Here is a 17,292-nt window from a genome sequence, read left to right as displayed (position 1 = left end):
CGAACCCACGGGTATTAAATCGAAGTATGCACGGGCTTACATAAGCCATTTTAACAGTGTTGATTTTCAACATTCTACAACACCGATCTCATTTCTTACGTAGTACCTCTATTGAGGTTGACAACATTGAACTCGACTAAAAAATCGACTAAACTATGTTGTTACCAATCAAACCGATTTGCCCAAAGAACAAGGTACGTCGGGATGGCACGGGGCTGGTCTTCGTCCAGTATTGTGGCGCCGACAACAAAAAGTTGCTGCTGAATACGAAAATCGCCATCCCTCCCATATGCTAGAACCGGAAATTCCTCCGGGTAATGCCCGATCTACCGGCCCGGTATGGCAGAGCCGCTGAATTGGGCGGACGGCTGACCTCTATGCTGCGAATGGAGGAGGACATTATTTCTTATGCGGTGAAAGAGAAGATTCCGGATGTAGGCGTAAAATGTTCCGGCCAGAGGCGTTAATCACCGTCTGCCAAGGGCACCACCACGATATCGACCCGCCTGCCTTTGCTCAGTTCCGCGGCGGCAGCCGTGTCGGCGCCCATGGCTGCGGCGGAGATCTTCTGCTGATCGATGCCGCACTGTATGAGGTATTCCCGGATGGATGCGGCCCTTTTGCCGGACAGAACGAGGTTGTGCTGTTGAGAGCCTGTAATGTCCGCGTAACCGTTTACGATCACGGCCTTGTACCCTTTTGCGACGATACGCGCCGCCGTTTCCCGCAACACCTGGAAGTCGCCGGGCTTTTCGATCCGGAAGCTGTCTGTGGAGAAGTAAATGTCGGGGATGCGGATCGTATCTGGCGGCGGTGCGGCGGCTATGACGGGCGTGTCTGCAGGAGCATTTTTCCGCGGCCGCAACTCGTGCCGCAACCGGTTCGATGTGAGCGCACGCGCCCTCGTCTGCAATTCTTCGGGCGTCAGCCTGATTTTGCCGGCAGGCGTGAGCGATACATCGTCTACCGCAAAGATGGGGTTAGACGCTACGGGAGCCGCCTCCCCCTTACCAGGCGCCCCCAGTATGAGCCAGCGCTCGTTGCCGGCGGCTTCGAAGCGGACAGATATTTTCGTCCACCCACCTTTCTCCCGCCTGCCCACGGTCATCTTCGCGGCGGCTGGCGGCCGGAGCGTCCGCGGGCCGGTGCCCAGCATATGTTCCCGCTGACCGGCGAAGGCGAAAGAGATGTCGTTTACGGAAGACCCGGCGTCGCTGAGGCCGACGTAATATTCGAGCGTGTAGGTCTGGCCGGCTTCGAGCGGGAAGATCAGCTCGCTCTGCCAGTAAACGAACTTATCTGGTCCGGCATACAGGAAAATGCAATGCGCGCCGTTGCCCCGGCTCAAATGTTTTATACGTTGATAAGCCCAGTCGATATCGAAGGAAGTATACCAGCCGGCTGGCGCGCACGGAGATTGAACCTCGCAGATATTGACGGATTCTAAATTGCCGTTGACGACCAGGTTCTGACCAGATGCGGAAATGCAGGCCGGGATCGCCAAAGCTATGAGGAGGGTAAAACGCATGTACCGGGTTTTGACATTAATTGATCGTACAGTCGAAGGGTTTCCGCTGCCATCCGCTTTCCGGTAAATCGCTTTCTGTATTCCCGGTAGGCGTTACGTGCCATCCTGCCGGCGAGCTTCGGGTCGGTAAGCAGACGGATGATGGCAGCCGCCAGTTTCGATGGGTCGAGTTCGTAATTGTTTTCATGAAAGTCTATATTAACGAGCAGACCCGTCCTCTTATTGTGAAACGCCTCCCGAAGCCCGGGGATGCCGGAAGCCACGATCGGCAACCGGTACATCATCATTTCTATCGCCACGAAATTGCACTGGTCGTACAAAGACGGGATAACGCCCACATCGGCCGCCTGGTACCAATCGAACAGGCCAGGTTTCTTCTGTTCGCCGATATAGGTCATCCACGGCTCGGAAAGGTAACTGTCCAATATGCCCAGCCTGTCGAAACCGGCCACTACCAGCCGCACGTTACCCATTTGCTGGTAGGCGGTCCGTATAGCGTCGATCAGGTGCATAATCCCCTTGTCTTCATTGATCCTTCCTGAATATAATACGATACGGTCGCCCGGTGGCAATCCCAGTTTTTGCCGGAACAGCTTTTTCCGGTTGTGTCTTGCCGGCCCGGGATCGAACCTGAGCCCGTTGTAAATGGTCCGGATCTGCCGACCATCAACACCGTATGTATGCGCGAGGTCTTGCCGGCCGTGGTTGCAGATCGAAATGAGGCCGTCCAGCTCCCGATAAAGCGCCCCGCATTTTTTGAAGATTTCCATAGCAGACAGTTCCTCTCTGGAATACTTCCGCGCCTGCAACGCCTGAAAAAGTGCGTAATTCCCCCGAAAATAGCCAAACCAGTTGAAGAAATGGTACGTATACAGCACCTTGCAACCCATCGCCTTTTTCAGTTGCAGACCGAACTCCAGGAACGCGTAATGGTTGATATGCAGCATCGTCGGCCCCAGCTGCAGTAAGATTTCCCGGCAAACTGGCGCCAGCATTCGCCAGTAGGCATCGCTGTATTTCGCCGCCCGCTGCTCCGGGATGAAATAATAGGTGATGCGCTGGTGCTGGCGGACCGTCACCTCCGCATATCCCGGTGCGTCAAAATTAATGATGCAAATATGTTTGTCTTTCGTGCCGGGGAAATTCTCCACCAGGTTTTCGAGATAGCGCTGCACGCCGGTGAGCCGGTACTATTGAATCTACCAAAGAGGTGGTTCCGACCAATCTTCCTTGGTATAACTCAACTACAAACAAATTCTGGTCAAAATTAAATGCCAGTGATCCAAATAAAAAGATTGGGGCGTCGCTGGTTTTAAAAGTTATGGCAGGGGACGTCGTCGATCTGAAAACTAAAGCTTACTACAAGGCGGGTCCTATGCCTCAAGGGCAGGCTCCGGTTCAGGAAATTCTGAACAGTCTCCTTTATGCATATTTAGGAGGAAGTACAAATATTATCAACATTGGTAAGGGGAATCTAATTACAAACAATAATACTATCCTTAACGCCACTGATTTATCTAAATTCATTTCAGATAATCAGAATAACAACAATACAGCGTCCGCTGCGCCCAAAGCATATTTAAACTATGTACTTTTTGATGAAAATTTGAATTTTGTTAATGGAGCAGTTAAGCGCATAAATGGTCCCGCTGATCAACTATCGGAATATATCGGGCATATGGACATCGAAAAAAGTGGCTATCTATATGTTTATACAAGTAACGAAACGCAAACAGATGTATGGTTCGATGACGTGCAGTAGTGCTCCAAGCGGGGCCGTTACTTCAAGAAAGCACCCTTTACCCTACGGGATTAGAAATTGCCTCGCTGAGTAGCAGGCAGATGCTGCGAGCGCCAAATGAAAAACTCTATCAAGGAAAGGAGCTGGATGAGGAACTTGATGTTACGTTGTATAACTTTGAAGCAAGATTTTATGATCCGCAAACAGGCCGATTCATAAGCGTAGATCCAGCATGGCAGTTCTTTAGTGGTTATACCAGAATGGGCAACCATTGGATTGTTGGACGGGATCCTGACGGTAAAGTTTGGCATATAATAATTGGCGGACTTATTGGCGGTGGCATTAACGTAGTAATGCAAGCCATCAACGGCAACATTAAGGGGCCGGGTGATTTTGCTGTTGCTTTTGGGATTGGGTTTGCTGCCGGCGCGGTAACAACTATGACTGCAGGGGCGGTGTCTGGAGCAATGATGGGTACTGGTTTTTGGAGCGGCGCAGTAAGTTCAACGGCGGCTTCATCTGCAATATCTGGCGCAGGTGGATTTACACAGGGATTCGTTGCCGGAGGGATTGGATCTGGAATGGGATCTTTAATCGAAACTACCGGTAATGCAATAGCTTTCCATGATATGGATTTTGGTGATGCATTAATGCAGGGCGGTCAATCAGCAAGTATGTCGTTATTGACTGGAGGCTTGATACAAGGTACAGCCAACGGTTTTATTGCTATGGGGGCGGGTCGAAGTTTTCTTGATGGAAGCCTTATAATGGAAGAATAACAGCCCATCCCAAGCATTTATAAGTCATTCACTTACAACGAAAACATGGCTCGTTTGCAAAACCATCCTTACTGGCCATTAGGCCCTAAGCAAGCAATCAGGTTTAGAGATAGAAAATCTGTATACCCGCACTGTTTATCTGCCTTCAAAGGGTTACATTCCACTCCCAAAAAACAACAAGACTTTTGACTTTTTAAGTCCTGAAATAAACATGGTTGTTAGCATGAAAACTTCGGCAGCAGCAAAGTTGAGCATTGCGAAAAACATTCAGGAAATGGCAGCTTTACCTTATGAAACGAAAGTGCTACATTTGGTGTTCCCGCCAGGACACTTACCAATTAACGTCAAACAGGTTGAAAGTCTGGCTGAAAAGTTAGGAATACATGTAATAATTGACCATCTATAGTTTTTAAACTATGAGTTTACGCTTTACGATATCATTTCCAGAAGAGCAACTGCCGCAAAGTGGTGAAGTGCTTAAGTTGGTGCTTAAGCACCTGCCATTTCAACCAGTTAGAATGCTCAGTCCTTTATTCGCTCCTTCATATACACGATTTAACAAGAAAAAAATCGACGAATATATAGAAACAATGAATAGTGTCGATGAAAATAAGTTTTGGTTGGAAGAAGGAGAGGGAATTGATCCGTTTGAAGAAGTATCAACCACACATTCTTTTTCATTTAATTGGGATAAAAGTAATAAAGTGAAGATTCTTACATTCCGATATCCTGAGGATGTAAAACCTAACGCTCAATCATTACTAGATGTCTTCCAAGTGCCATTTACCTTTGCATTTGTAACTGACAGTTCTAAAATTAAATGGCAGAATGAGAAATTCATTAAGAACTACATTGCCCATGGCAGACCTTACCAGCATCTTAAGTTAGAACAAACTTCCCAATTGGCTCAGGTATATGGACCCATGATTGATATAACAGAAAACCCTGGTCACGAAGCAATTGTATTATCAATGGATCTTATGGCAGCGCCGGAGATGTGGTTTGGGCCGTTAAGTCAACCTTACTTTGATAGAAAGTTGCTGCTGAGTTTTCCGGATGCTATACATATTGATTTGCTATGTGACGAGACAGTCTATGTAAATCTCTTTGATGTCGAGACTTCTGACTATGAGTTAGCTGAAATCCTAGAATTACAGCGAAAATTCAGGAAGTGGGTAAGAATGAATGAGGTTGAAAGTATGCTTATTAGCCCTACCACCAAACCCAATAATGTAATGGAAAGAAAAATTGAATTTGATGAGGTTGAAAAGCCTAAAGTTTCGACAACTATTTGGAAAATAGTTAAAGGAAAAAAAGATAAAGATTAAACTTGAACTTTTTAAAGACACTCTTAAAGAATTAATAAAACCTACAAAAAGGAAGTCATCAATTGATAAAATAATATCTAGCTATCCTTCCAGGAAGTTTACATGCGGCGAATCATTTTATAGAATCCGAGTGAATCCTCAAGACCCTCATCAACCAGAACAGTATGATTCTCCACCAGATAGATTCTTGGGCCATGGTCGATTAGATTCTGCTAACTTTCCCGTTTTGTACGGCTCTCAAGATGCCGAGGTATGTATTCATGAATGTAGAGTTTCAGTAGAAGTTGAAATATACATGGCTACAATTGAGGCCTCTAAGGACTTATGTTTTCTTGATCTGACCGAAATACTATCCGAAGATGGAACAGAATTTGAAAGCCTAGATTTAGCTATTCATTTTCTGTTTTTAGCAGCCAAACATTCCTATAAAATATCAAGAGATATTGCCAAAGTTGCAAAATCTGCAGGCTATGACGGAATTATTTACCCCTCTTATTTCAGTTTAGTAAGGACGGGAGCAATGCCCTTTGAAACTGTTTTGGGAATTTCAACAAGAAAGCTCGGTGAATTTAAAGATAGAGCTCAAGGCCACATAATTCAAAATATGGCAATATTTGGAAGACCTATTAAAGATGGCAAGCTCCATGTACGTTGTATAAACCGAGCTGTATTGAATCGCGTCTTTTACGGTATCAGTTTTGGGCCGGTACAATACTAGCCGAATAAAATAATGATATTATTTTATTACCACGGTTTATAAAAATTCAAAAACCTTAAGTATACTAAAAAGAAAACTATAATAAATGAAATGGCTAAAAACAGATATTTGGTTTCTATCGTTTTATAAAGTTTAAATGATTTCGGTATTGATTTGATTTGTCCAGCCGTAAGCAAGAACAAATAATAGCATACCATAGTAGTGGTTACGAAGGTTGCTAATACCGATATGGAATTGAGCAAATCTTTCATAAATAAAATTTACTAAAAAAATATCACTTAGGCAAATCTTTATTCGTAGAAACTTGTTTCATAACATTAATAAAATCCTTTGAATCTGAAATCTCTAGTGAATCCATTGTTTTCTTCAAAACTAAGTCTTGCTTTTCCCGATCATGCTGCTCGTTCAAAAAATCGGAAATGCTCTTTATTAGGCCCGGAAGTCCATCAGTTTTAAGCTTAACCGTCCCATTCTCATAACCGCCCCCACACAAAAAAAGAAGTACTGCAGAGATAGTCAGTGTTCGTTTACAATAAGACTTTAAGTTAACTTTCCCCGGCGAATTTAAGTATGTTTTAACCTGGACGGACGATAAATCAACAAGAATGTCATTTGCCTTTGCGTATTTATCAACTAGAGTTAAAAGACTATGACCAAATCCAAATAAATCTGTTGCTTGGATTTCATCATTGGATTTACATCCAACACCAGATTTATCTCATCATTTAATAGATAAAAGTCCCTGAGGTTTCGTTGTATTAATTCCGCGTAGTTATTAATGTTGCTAATTGCCTGATGAGACTGTAGCATCTTAAAGAGATAAGGATCTAAATCACTTCGTTTGATAGTTTTATTCCACTTTACTTTTTTTCTCTTTCTATACGGGCATCCCGTAATATTAAGTTGGTGTTCAGACAACTCCGGAATTGTATTTGATGTCACCACTCCAAATGTGAGGTACTTCGAATTTTCCGACGGAATGATAATTACATCATTTGTTTTCAATTTGTAAACGAACCTAATTATTTGGTTAGTAGTTAGTCCGGGAGACCTATCATCTGGATATAACTCAATTACCTTTGCTTTTAGGGCTTCAAAAAACGAAGTAGTATCTTCACCGTGGATTGTTTTCAACGTATGAAGTAACCCGAGTGAAATTTCCTCGTGTTCTATCGCTATGAAATTATGCTCTTTAAAAGAATCGTAATACTTGCCTGATTGTGTTCTAATAAGCCAGTACTCAACATCAGATGCAACACTTGGAATTTGATCGATCCAACTGTCAATTTCTTTGACTAATTCATCCATCGAGGGTAGTATTTAATTTAGGGGTTGATGGGATGGAATTTCAATACGTGGTCAAAACTTTATGCGTCACAATATAGGTTAATTTTATTAAATATCAACAACGCTAAAAGTGAGGATGACTTTGCAATGTGTTTTTATTTTCGTCATCGAAGGAATAGAGATATCATTTGTGTAAATTAAAGATGTTAACCTCCGTAAAGATCATTGAAAACAAAAGGGAACTCGACTAAATACTCGACTAAAAACAGAAAACCCGTGCCTAGCGCGGGTCTCTTCTAAATTGTGCGGGCTGGGAGGGACGATTATCGAACTTTGCAGGCCAGATTGACTAAAGCTAAAATGCGCAAGTCCTGTATAGGTACACCACCTTTTCCGATCCCTTCTGCGGACCAAACGTAGTTATCTTAATCATAACTCATCTAACTTTTGGTGACACTTTATTCGGAGCCTTGATCATTTATATATCTTTCTAATTGAAAAACCAAATCATACGTGGTTTTATTAATACAATATTTAATCAGTTCATCCATTACTTTCTTTTCAAAAGATTTTGAAGCTAAACCCTTTCGAATCAAGCAAATATCTTGCATTAGGTTACTAAGCAAGAACCAGTCATCACTAGAAATTACTTCTTCTTTTCCCTTATTCTGTATGTAGTAGCCATCATAATAGCCTTTGTATTTTTTAAATATTTCTATTTTCTCCGGCGTTAACATTTGTACTGGATTTTAAAAGTGAAAATTATGCCTGTACATTCGGATTCTTTAATAATGCAGGATATTCGAGTACCCCCCAATTATAGAACATTAACCTCCATAAAGTTCATTGAAAAAAGAGAACTCGACTTAATACTCGACTAAAAACAGAAAACCCGCGCCAAGCGCGGGTCTCTTCTAAATCGTGCGGGCTGGGAGGGACAATTATCGAACCTTTAGCTGGCAACAAAAGAGCAATATTCCTCACTGTCCGGCATAACGATATTCAAACTTCTTAAGGATCTTACTGTTTTGATCACGCACCAAAATCAATCTTCCAAAGGTATCATATTCGTAGTAAGTGGTAACATTGTTGGCGTCTGTCTGGCTCGTCATCCCTATTAATGGCGCATAAGTATAGGTCGACACGCTTACTTGGCTGTTACTGGCGAGCCCGGTACGAATCTTATTTAACTCGGTCCGGATCTGCGCATCCGAATAGGTATGTGCATTATCCAGCATGGTTTGATTGATCAGGGCGGACACTGTAGCAACATCGCTTCCTACTACTTTGGCAACCGGGTAAACGCCGTTGTACCCCCATAAGTATACTTCCTTAACATCGTTCACCTTTTGTTTTTCTGTTGGATTCCCATCTGGGTCGTAGCTATTAAATAATATGCGGGTTTTGTAACGGGTATCTGCGGCAAATACGGCAGCATTCAGGGCTGTAGGTAATTGTCCAGCGGGCGCGTTAGAAAACTTGAATGCTGAAACCGGAATAGGTATGTTAGTTTCCAATACACTAACGGATTGAATATTCCCCCATCCGGCAGGATAATAGTTCGTAAGACTACCTTCGGTAATTGAAAAGGTCCCTGTTGGGTATTCCTTCAATTTCACCGTTTCTAAAGGCACCGATACGATATTCTTGCTTATCAGATTGTCGATAGCGGCATTTCCAGTCAGATATTCCTTGGGATATGTGTAATATTCCTTTGATACGGAGCCATCGCTTTGAGCAATAGATTTACTGACCGGTAAATAACTCTTGCCGCTATTTTCTATCGTAGTGGTAGTTTTTTGCTCTCCATTTCCTTGATAAAGCGTCTCTTCAGTTTTCTCAAGGAAAATAGTACCTGAATGATGGCTATAATATGTAAACGAAACCAAATGCTGGCCATTCACGAGATTCCGGTTGGTTATATTCACTTGCAAGCCATTGCTGACTGGTTCGAGGGTCTTTTTGTAAGTATTTTCAACTTTACGAACCTGGGTATATATCTGCGTTACATTATCATACTTGTAATCCATTTGCTGCGTTAAAAAGCCGCGCAACCAGTCTCTGCGATCGGCCGGAGGATTCGGGGCTTCATAGAAAGTAAATCCATCTGCGCTAGCATTACCTTTGTAAAGCACGTCCGGCGATTCCAAAGGTCCCAAATACGAGTATGATGTTTTTCCTAAAGGAACCCCGGCTTCAGACACAGCCTTTTCTTCAACATACCGGTATCCTACAAATGAGTTGTGAGTAGTACTTAATGGATTAACAGAGTTGTATGAAATGCCTAAATGTCTATCAAGCGACCCTGTTCTTGCTTCGACAGTAAACTCAAACTGATATATTGGTGCAGCCAGCAATTGCCCAGAACTCCCATCCTGTTCATACTTATATTCTTTGTATAATGTTTTTTGGGAAACCGAATCATACTGTTTACTTTTCCTTACCCTTATACCCCCTACTTTTGGAGGTTGCCCTTGTGAACCCTGTTCGCTCGTTATAGTATAGAAGCCAGATAATGTGGCACTATGTAATTTTTGATGATCGGGATTCTGCGGACTGTTTAATAAAGCATAGGAAGGACAATGGTAAAGGCGATAAGCCCCAGGCTGAAGGGTGACATTATAAGTTCCGTCGTTATATCCTCTCCAAATAACGCTGCCGGTAGAAACATTCATTATGTAGAAATTCAAACCGCTTGCTGGGTAGTAAGGAATATCTGTTAGCAGTACCTGTGCCGTTCCCGTACTTCCATGGTACACAGCAAACTCAATATAGTAGTTCCTAACCATATTGCCATTTCCGTCCGGCCGTATTTCGTAATTCAAGCCCTCATACCATCCATCTACATTGTACTTATAGTGGCTAAGGGAGATGGAATAGATTTCGTTGGTTTTGGTAACTTTTGGAGGAATGTTAGGACTTGGAGCTGCATCATTTGATTCAAATTCGTACTCCGTAAAACCTCCTGAAGCATGGTTTACTTTGTACAAGCTTCCTTGTTTGGCATACAGGAAATCAGGGCTCTTACCTCCCACGTATACCACAGGGTTAGGGCTACCGGTTTGAGAGGGCTCTATCAATACAAAAGGAAGCTCTGCCGAGGGGTTATCCGCTTTATTCGAATATCCCCAATGATCTACTAATGGAGAAGCCCTGTGCGGTAACCCATACTCTGTATGATAATCAAAACGCTGGCCATTGTTTAACGCAACCCCGTTTGCGTCTTGTTCTGTCGATTTCATTAACATTAACCGCCGGCTAAATGATACGTTAGGAGTAATAGTTGAAGAAACGAAAAAATTATTGGTACCAGCAGGGTTGATGCTTGTGTAATCTACTAGACTGTTCCCAACTAAATACTTATAATCCAGTTTAAATTGTCTTTTAATATTGCCCTGTTTGTCTTCGACAATAATTTTATCGAGCGCATTATCACCCACAAGATCCGCACGTCCCAGTGTTGTTGGGATGAACCTGATCTTCCCTTCCGGAAAGTCAATGGATGACAGTCTTTTTGTATTAACATATTGTCTTGGTACGGATGTAGAAGATGGATAATTGTCATCTTGGCCCTCTAGCTGTAAAATACTAGTCTTTGTTGGTGCAAGATCATAAGCCAGATCAACAGATGTATAGTTAAACACAATCCTTTCTCCGGTGGGGGATTCCATTTCTGTCAAGTACCAACTATTGATGCTTCGTCCGTTAGTAGTAAACCCGCTTCCGGTCAGCTCGTTATTCCTGGAAGCTGATAACGTTTTTTCATAGTCCTTAAAGCGGTAGATGATGCCTTTATCATCAATGATCTGCCAATCCGAAATGCAAGAAGCGTTGCCGTCTGAAAACTGAAAAATGGCAATATTCCCCTTCGTAATCTTATAATTGCTTTTCGGAATTGACTTGGGAGTTCCGGCTGCGTCAAACACAAATCTGCCTGAGCCACCGGGAAGGCTATAGAAAAATAAATCTTGCTGAGAATCAATTGTTCCTTCCGCCATGCTAATAAAGTCTGGATTATAGGGCGTTGACGGAGGTATGGTGTAATCTATATAACCAAATGTCGGTGTTTCATCCGGCATCCCCACTACCGACCGCGTTATAACGCCGCCGGCATTGAGATTCCATCCCAACCCACACCACGATGCCATATCGGCTACCTTGACCCCACCGGAGGTATAACTAAGTGTAATGGGAACTTGCATTACACCAGCATTCACTGTCCAAATAGGAACAGAAATTTGTGGCGTACCTGTATACAAACCCATCTGCGTTTCGGTATTAAATACCAGGTTAGCAGCATTGGGCGCTGGAGGAATAATTGTCTTTTCCTGGGCTAACGAAAGATTCGCCCAAATGATTGCCAAACAAGTAAGTACTTTTCTAAACATGGCGTTAACTATTATCATTGTTCATTTTTAGGGCTGGTGCTACGAACGTGACGAGGTAAGTTTCTTTTTGGGAAATTTCAGTCAACTCATTGAGGAAGTAGCGTAAATATTACATTCTAAGCCCCTGAGGAAAGTTCAGTAGTAGTGACAGCTATATGAAGTTCATTCCTGTTGGAGAGGGTGATTTCATTAATTACAACTCTTGAATAATTGGAGCCAAATCTCGCGAAAATGCAGCAGTAGCACTGGTTACAAACAGGAGTGGGCAACAACATATGAAGAAAATTCCTTCTATTCATAAGGTAGGGGTTTACGTGAAAGTAACGATATGGGTGTAAGTTCTAAACCCCTATTTTGTTAAATTCATGTTAATTTCAAAGTAACGCAAATGGTTGTTTGCCAGTGTTAAGAAATTACTTATTTTAATATGGAAATTAGAATCGCAGTTTAATCGATTACCCCGTTTGCAGTGAACCGCCTCAAGTTTTGCCCCCTTTCCTGCTGACTGTAATCCTGTTCAAAATTAATACCCTAACCGCATTTTGATGAAACGAATTCTCGTACTCGCATCCATTTTTGCCGCCCTCGCTTATACCGGCGCTTCCTTTGCCCAACAACCGGATAATAGTGTTCCCGCCACCAAAACAGCACGAGCCGTACCTATCGCCATGCCTGCCGGAGCAAAGGTGAACTACGTTCGGACCTGGTCGCCCAATCAACCGCTGACAGACCCTACCGCCATAACGGCCGCAACTGACGCGGGAAACGCTCCTATGTCCACCGCATATTTCGATGGATTGGGACGTCCGTTACAAACCGTCGTAAAAGGCGCTTCCCCTGTAACGAAAAAAGATCTCGTAACACCCGTTGAATACGACGCCTATGGCCGTACTCCATTTAACTACCTGCCGTACGTCAGCACGAGCGGGGATGGTATATTAAAGCTCGCCCCTTTTGCCGAACAAAAAGTATTCTATGATGGCCAGCTTACTACAGCCAACAATACCAAAGAAGAAATCTATTACGCCGAAACGCAATTCGAATCCTCCCCGCTCAACCGGGTACTGAAATCCATGCCGGCCGGCAATAACTGGGCGGGATCGGCTAGAGGCACTTCCCAGCAGTACCTCGTAAACGCAACTACGGATGAAGTGCGCAAATGGCAGGTGGGTACCTTAATGACCGGCAATGTCCCCTACTCAGTGGTTACCTCCAATGGCGCCTATGCCGCCGGTGAACTGCTCAAAAATGTGACAACTGACGAGGCCGGCAAGCAACTGGTGGCATATGTGGATAAGGAAGGCCATACCATTCTTAAAAAAGTACAAATTGCGGCAACTCCCGGGGCCAACCATACCGGGTGGCTTTGCACTTATTACATATATGACCTGATGGGCAACCTCCGTTTCGTGCTACCCCCAAAGGTGGTAGAAGGCCTCGCCGCGGCCGGCTGGGTACTTAGCGCTGCCGCCAGCAAATCGCTTTGTTTCAGGTATGAATACGATGTCCGTAACCGAATGGTCCTTAAAAAAGTACCGGGCGCGGATTCCGTTGAAATGGTCTATGATCAGCGGGACCGGCTCGTTCTCACAAGAGACGGAAACCTGCGTGCCGTTGGCGGCAAATGGCTGGCCACGTTATACGACAATCTCAACCGGCCGACGATGACCGGTATCTATACCAGCCCCCGCACGCACAGCGAACTGATCGGCGACCAAAGCACGTCGCCTGGAGCTAATACCATCCTTCCTGCCAGCCTCGACCCGTTGACGTATACGTACTACGACAACTATACTTACGCCGGTGCCAAGGCAGCGCAATCTGCTTATTATACCAGTCCACAGGCCGGCAGTAACCCATGGCCAGAAACCATTGCCGTCAATACGCAAACCCGCGGCCTGGTCACCGGAACGAAAATCAGGGTACTGGAAACAGCTCAATATCTTACTACCACCACATATTACGATGCCAAAAACCGTCCGCTGCAGATATTAAGTGATAACATAAATGCGGGCTTAGATGTAACCACGAACCTATATGACTTTTCAGGAAAGTTGCTCAGTACCTATGAATATTACAACAACCCGGCCGCCGGCGCAGCAGGAGTTACGCGATTACTGACGAATTTCAGCTATGATCATGCGGGCCGCGTGTTGAAAGTCACCAAAAAGCTCAACGACAATGCCGCTCATACCCGAGATATTGCTACCAATACCTACGATCAGTTAGGGCAATTGCAGAAAAAAGAGTTTAAGAATGTTGCCGGAACCGTGATCGAGAGCATGACGTACACCTATAACATCCGGGGCTGGCTGAAAGGCATTAATCGTAATTATGTGAAAGGAACGGAGACCCGGTATTTCGGGCAGGAACTGCATTACGATGCGGGGTTCACGAACAAAGAATATAACGGGAACATCGCTGGTGTTACCTGGAAAGGTACCAAAACAACAACTCCCAATGCCTACGGATATGTGTACGATGCCGCCAACAGACTTCTGAAAGCCAACTTTACCCAATCCACAGGAGCCACCACCTGGGGAGAAACCGCCCATAACTACGATTCCTGGATGGGAGATGGCGTCAACTACACAACAGCCTACGATGCAAACGGAAACATACTTCGTATGCAACAATGGGGTGCTAAAGGCACATCCACGAATGTCAGAATCGATAGTCTCGCATATACTTATTATGATTCTACTGCGCTTTCTGCAACTAATAAACTCTATAAAGTTGCAGAGGGATCAAACGACCCAGCCACCACATTAGGGGATTTCAGCGATCAAAATGCCACATCGACTTTCGACTATGCTTACGACAAAAACGGGAATCTCACCAAAGACGCTAACAAGAACATTACTGCCATACAGTATAACTTATTAAACCTGCCAAAGGCTATTACAATGACTGGGAAGGGCACGATCAGCTTTATTTACGACGCGACCGGGCGCAAATTGGCAAAAACGGTGCTCGATCAGACGGTAACCCCGAACAAAACCACGCGGACCGACTATCTCGGCCCCACGATTTATGAAAACAACGTGCTGCAACTGATTTCACACGAGGAAGGCCGCATCCGTCCCATTACTGGAGGAAGCTTCACGTTTGACTATTTCATGAAAGATCATTTGGGTAACGTCCGGATCGTGCTGGCGGAAACCAATCCGCCCCAACAGCTATATATGGCCAGCATGGAACCGGAACAGGCTTCCGTGGAAAATGCGCTGTTCAGCAACATCGATGCCTCCCGGACGGAAAAGCCCGTAGGATACCCGGACGACCCGCAGACAGACCAAAACACTTCGGTAGCTAAGCTAAACGGCAACGACCCCGACCGGCGCATTGGCCCCAGCCTGGTATTGAAGGTAAAGACCGGGGATACGGTGCGTCTGGCCGCGAGAGCATTCTATAAGACGCAGGCATTCAAGCAAAACCAAAAGCCTGGCGCACCGGCAGCCGATATGGCAACTGCTTTGATTCGGGCTTTCGGTAACCCGGGGAACGCTGCATCCCAACCGCATGGTTCCGAAGAGAATGCGAACGGAACGCCTTTTGGCGCCGATTTCATAAATGACGGCTGGCAGCGACTCGTGAACCGTGAATCCAAAGACGCAGCCAATCCGGATAGGCCTAAAGCATATTTGAATTTTGTACTATTCGACGAACAATTTAACTTAGTGGAAGGCTCTAGTGGCGTAAAGCAAGTAGCCGCTCAGCCCGATGAGCTTCAGACTCTTGGCGCGGACAATGTGGTTATGGAGCAATCGGGCTTCTTGTATGTCTACACCAGCAACGAGACGCAACAGGACGTGTTCTTTGACAATGTAACTGTGGCTTTGGCGGGGACGCCTGTGCTGGAGGAGACGCACTATTATCCGTTTGGATTGGCCATGGCGGGATTGAGCGACAAGCAAGCTATTGGAAAGGAAAATGCTTTCAAGTACAACAGGAAAGAATTACAGACTAAGGAGTTTACTACCGGGCCTGGTTTGGAATGGTATGATTATGGTGCCAGGATGTATGATCAGCAGATTGGCAAATTCTTTACAATAGACAGATATACCGAGAAATATTTCAGTTTGAGCGGTTACAACTATGTTGCCAATAACCCAATTGCTTCAAAAGATGTAAATGGCGATTTCATAATCTCACTCCATTATAAAATTACTTACGATGTAATGCTTCGATTTGGTTATTCTGCCGGGGCGGCAGACCGTGAAGCCTACTATTCATCATATTATGCGGATCGACCAAGTGCTTTCTTTATGAACCTAAATGATATGGCAGCCTTGCGTTATGGGATACCTGAGCCTAAGTCTCCCGGAATGCAACAACTGGGATGGAATAGGGGGCCATTTTGGGATGATGATGTGACGAAAAATTCACAAAACACCGGCTCTGCTGCCGAAAGCCAACGACATTCCATGGAAGCCGATGATGAGAATATTGGCGCTGCAGAAGCAACGAGACGAGGTCAGGAATTTGGCTGGGGACAAATTTTCAAAGCCGCGAAATTCGGCACTCCCGACAAATGGAACATTGGAAGTGCAGAGGCGAAGGCATTTGGTATCGGGTTACACGCTTTGCAGGATTCGAAACCGCATAATGGTACGAAAATGGAGCATCACAGTATCTATAAAGATTTGGGTAAAGGAGCAGCCGGTAAAAAGGCACTTAGGGATGCCACATTAATAACGGAATCTGCACTGATTGTGGTTGAAGTACTTAATGGGAATTTCTCCCATATTCGAAGTGGAACACGAATCGATATTTCCGGCATGAACAAAGAACAAAAATCTCAATTTCTTGGTGCCCTATTAAAGGGTAAACTTACAATCAAATAGTTATTTATGAAGTTAATCTTTCGCACAGTATACATACTATTGGTCTTCATTTATTCGCTTGATATTCTTCTTCTTGCATTGCTAGGTTCACATGGAAAACTTGTATTCAATAATAAAGAATCAATGGGCCTTATGCTCCATTTCTTAATTTGTTGGATTACAATATTGTTGTTCCTGGGAATAAAAAAGTACTACTCCAACTTTTACTATTTGCTCGGCTGTTGTAGTATTCACTTCGTGCTTCTGATACTGAATATACGCCACACCTTTAATCTCTTTTCGATTAACGAAAACTATCAACAATTGATTTTTTGCATGATTTGGACCGTTGGGTGCATCTTTGGAATTTATGTTCAATTTGTACTTACAAAACACCTGTATACCAAGCGGATAAACAAAAAGGAATTCAATTAAATACTAGACTAAAAAACAGAAATACCCGCGCCTAACGGGGGCTCTTCTAAATCGTGCGGGGCTGGGAGGGACGCTTTTCGAACTTTTTTTATGCCAACATCCAATAATGGCGCGATGAATTACAACCTTCACCTAGAACCGATCTAATGTACCCATCCCAATTAGCAGTATATCATTGGCCGATTGAAATACTATTCAGTGAAGGATTTGAATAATCCTATTGATTGAATGAGTTCGTACTTCCATATCATTGGAAAGCAAT

General features: G+C 44.3%; 11 protein-coding genes. 6 read left to right on the top strand and 5 right to left on the bottom strand.

Features of this window, described 5'->3' with window-relative positions; genetic code table 11:
* Positions 1-463: 463 nt before the first annotated feature.
* Both EJ361_RS05805 and EJ361_RS05800 read right to left on the bottom strand, forming a co-directional pair.
* Positions 464-1,528 carry an OmpA family protein gene (locus tag EJ361_RS05805; protein ID WP_126244410.1) on the bottom strand — a complete coding sequence of 355 codons (1,065 nt, stop codon included), beginning with the start codon at positions 1,526-1,528 and terminating at the stop codon, positions 464-466.
* On the bottom strand, positions 1,507-2,703 hold the full coding sequence (locus EJ361_RS05800) for a glycosyltransferase (RefSeq protein WP_126244409.1): 1,197 nt from the start codon (positions 2,701-2,703) through the stop codon (positions 1,507-1,509). Before EJ361_RS05800 ends, EJ361_RS05805 begins: the two co-directional genes overlap by 22 nt.
* A gap of 35 nt (positions 2,704-2,738) precedes the next feature.
* Between EJ361_RS05800 and EJ361_RS05795 the strand changes: the two genes are divergently transcribed.
* The 5 genes from EJ361_RS05795 (at position 2,739) to EJ361_RS05775 (ending at position 6,094) form a co-directional block, all read left to right on the top strand.
* Positions 2,739-3,290 (top strand): hypothetical protein, encoded by a 552-nt coding sequence (locus EJ361_RS05795; protein ID WP_126244408.1) that lies wholly within the window; start codon positions 2,739-2,741, stop codon positions 3,288-3,290.
* Between the two features lie 80 nt (positions 3,291-3,370).
* Entirely contained in the window at positions 3,371-4,048 is a 678-nt protein-coding gene (locus EJ361_RS05790; RefSeq protein WP_126244407.1) for an RHS repeat domain-containing protein, read from the top strand.
* 223 nt (positions 4,049-4,271) lie between these two features.
* Positions 4,272-4,454: a hypothetical protein gene (locus EJ361_RS05785; protein WP_126244406.1), complete on the top strand. Its 183-nt coding sequence runs from the start codon at positions 4,272-4,274 to the stop codon at positions 4,452-4,454.
* A 10-nt stretch (positions 4,455-4,464) separates the two neighbouring features.
* Positions 4,465-5,376, top strand: a complete 912-nt coding sequence (locus EJ361_RS05780; RefSeq protein WP_126244405.1) for a hypothetical protein — start codon at positions 4,465-4,467, stop codon at positions 5,374-5,376.
* A 130-nt stretch (positions 5,377-5,506) separates the two neighbouring features.
* A complete protein-coding gene (locus EJ361_RS05775) occupies positions 5,507-6,094 on the top strand; it encodes an RES family NAD+ phosphorylase (RefSeq protein ID WP_205686944.1) in 588 nt (195 codons plus the stop codon).
* A gap of 639 nt (positions 6,095-6,733) precedes the next feature.
* Here EJ361_RS05775 and EJ361_RS05770 read toward each other — a convergent pair.
* From EJ361_RS05770 to EJ361_RS05760, 3 genes are all read right to left on the bottom strand, one after another.
* Complete coding sequence (locus EJ361_RS05770; RefSeq protein WP_126244403.1) at positions 6,734-7,402, bottom strand: hypothetical protein; 669 nt, start codon at positions 7,400-7,402, stop codon at positions 6,734-6,736.
* Between the two features lie 437 nt (positions 7,403-7,839).
* Positions 7,840-8,118 carry a hypothetical protein gene (locus EJ361_RS05765; RefSeq protein WP_126244402.1) on the bottom strand — a complete coding sequence of 93 codons (279 nt, stop codon included), beginning with the start codon at positions 8,116-8,118 and terminating at the stop codon, positions 7,840-7,842.
* Between the two features lie 243 nt (positions 8,119-8,361).
* Positions 8,362-11,769 (bottom strand): hypothetical protein, encoded by a 3,408-nt coding sequence (locus EJ361_RS05760; protein ID WP_126244401.1) that lies wholly within the window; start codon positions 11,767-11,769, stop codon positions 8,362-8,364.
* Positions 11,770-12,314: 545 nt separating this feature from the next.
* Between EJ361_RS05760 and EJ361_RS05755 the strand changes: the two genes are divergently transcribed.
* Positions 12,315-16,616 carry a DUF6443 domain-containing protein gene (locus EJ361_RS05755; protein WP_126244400.1) on the top strand — a complete coding sequence of 1,434 codons (4,302 nt, stop codon included), beginning with the start codon at positions 12,315-12,317 and terminating at the stop codon, positions 16,614-16,616.
* The last annotated feature ends 676 nt before the right edge of the window (positions 16,617-17,292 follow it).

Origin of the sequence: Chitinophaga rhizosphaerae (assembly GCF_003958645.1) — a bacterium.
GTDB classification, from domain to species: domain Bacteria; phylum Bacteroidota; class Bacteroidia; order Chitinophagales; family Chitinophagaceae; genus Chitinophaga; species Chitinophaga rhizosphaerae.
The sequence above is the reverse complement of the archived record's forward strand: the minus strand, read 5'-3'. Positions and strand labels throughout refer to the sequence as shown.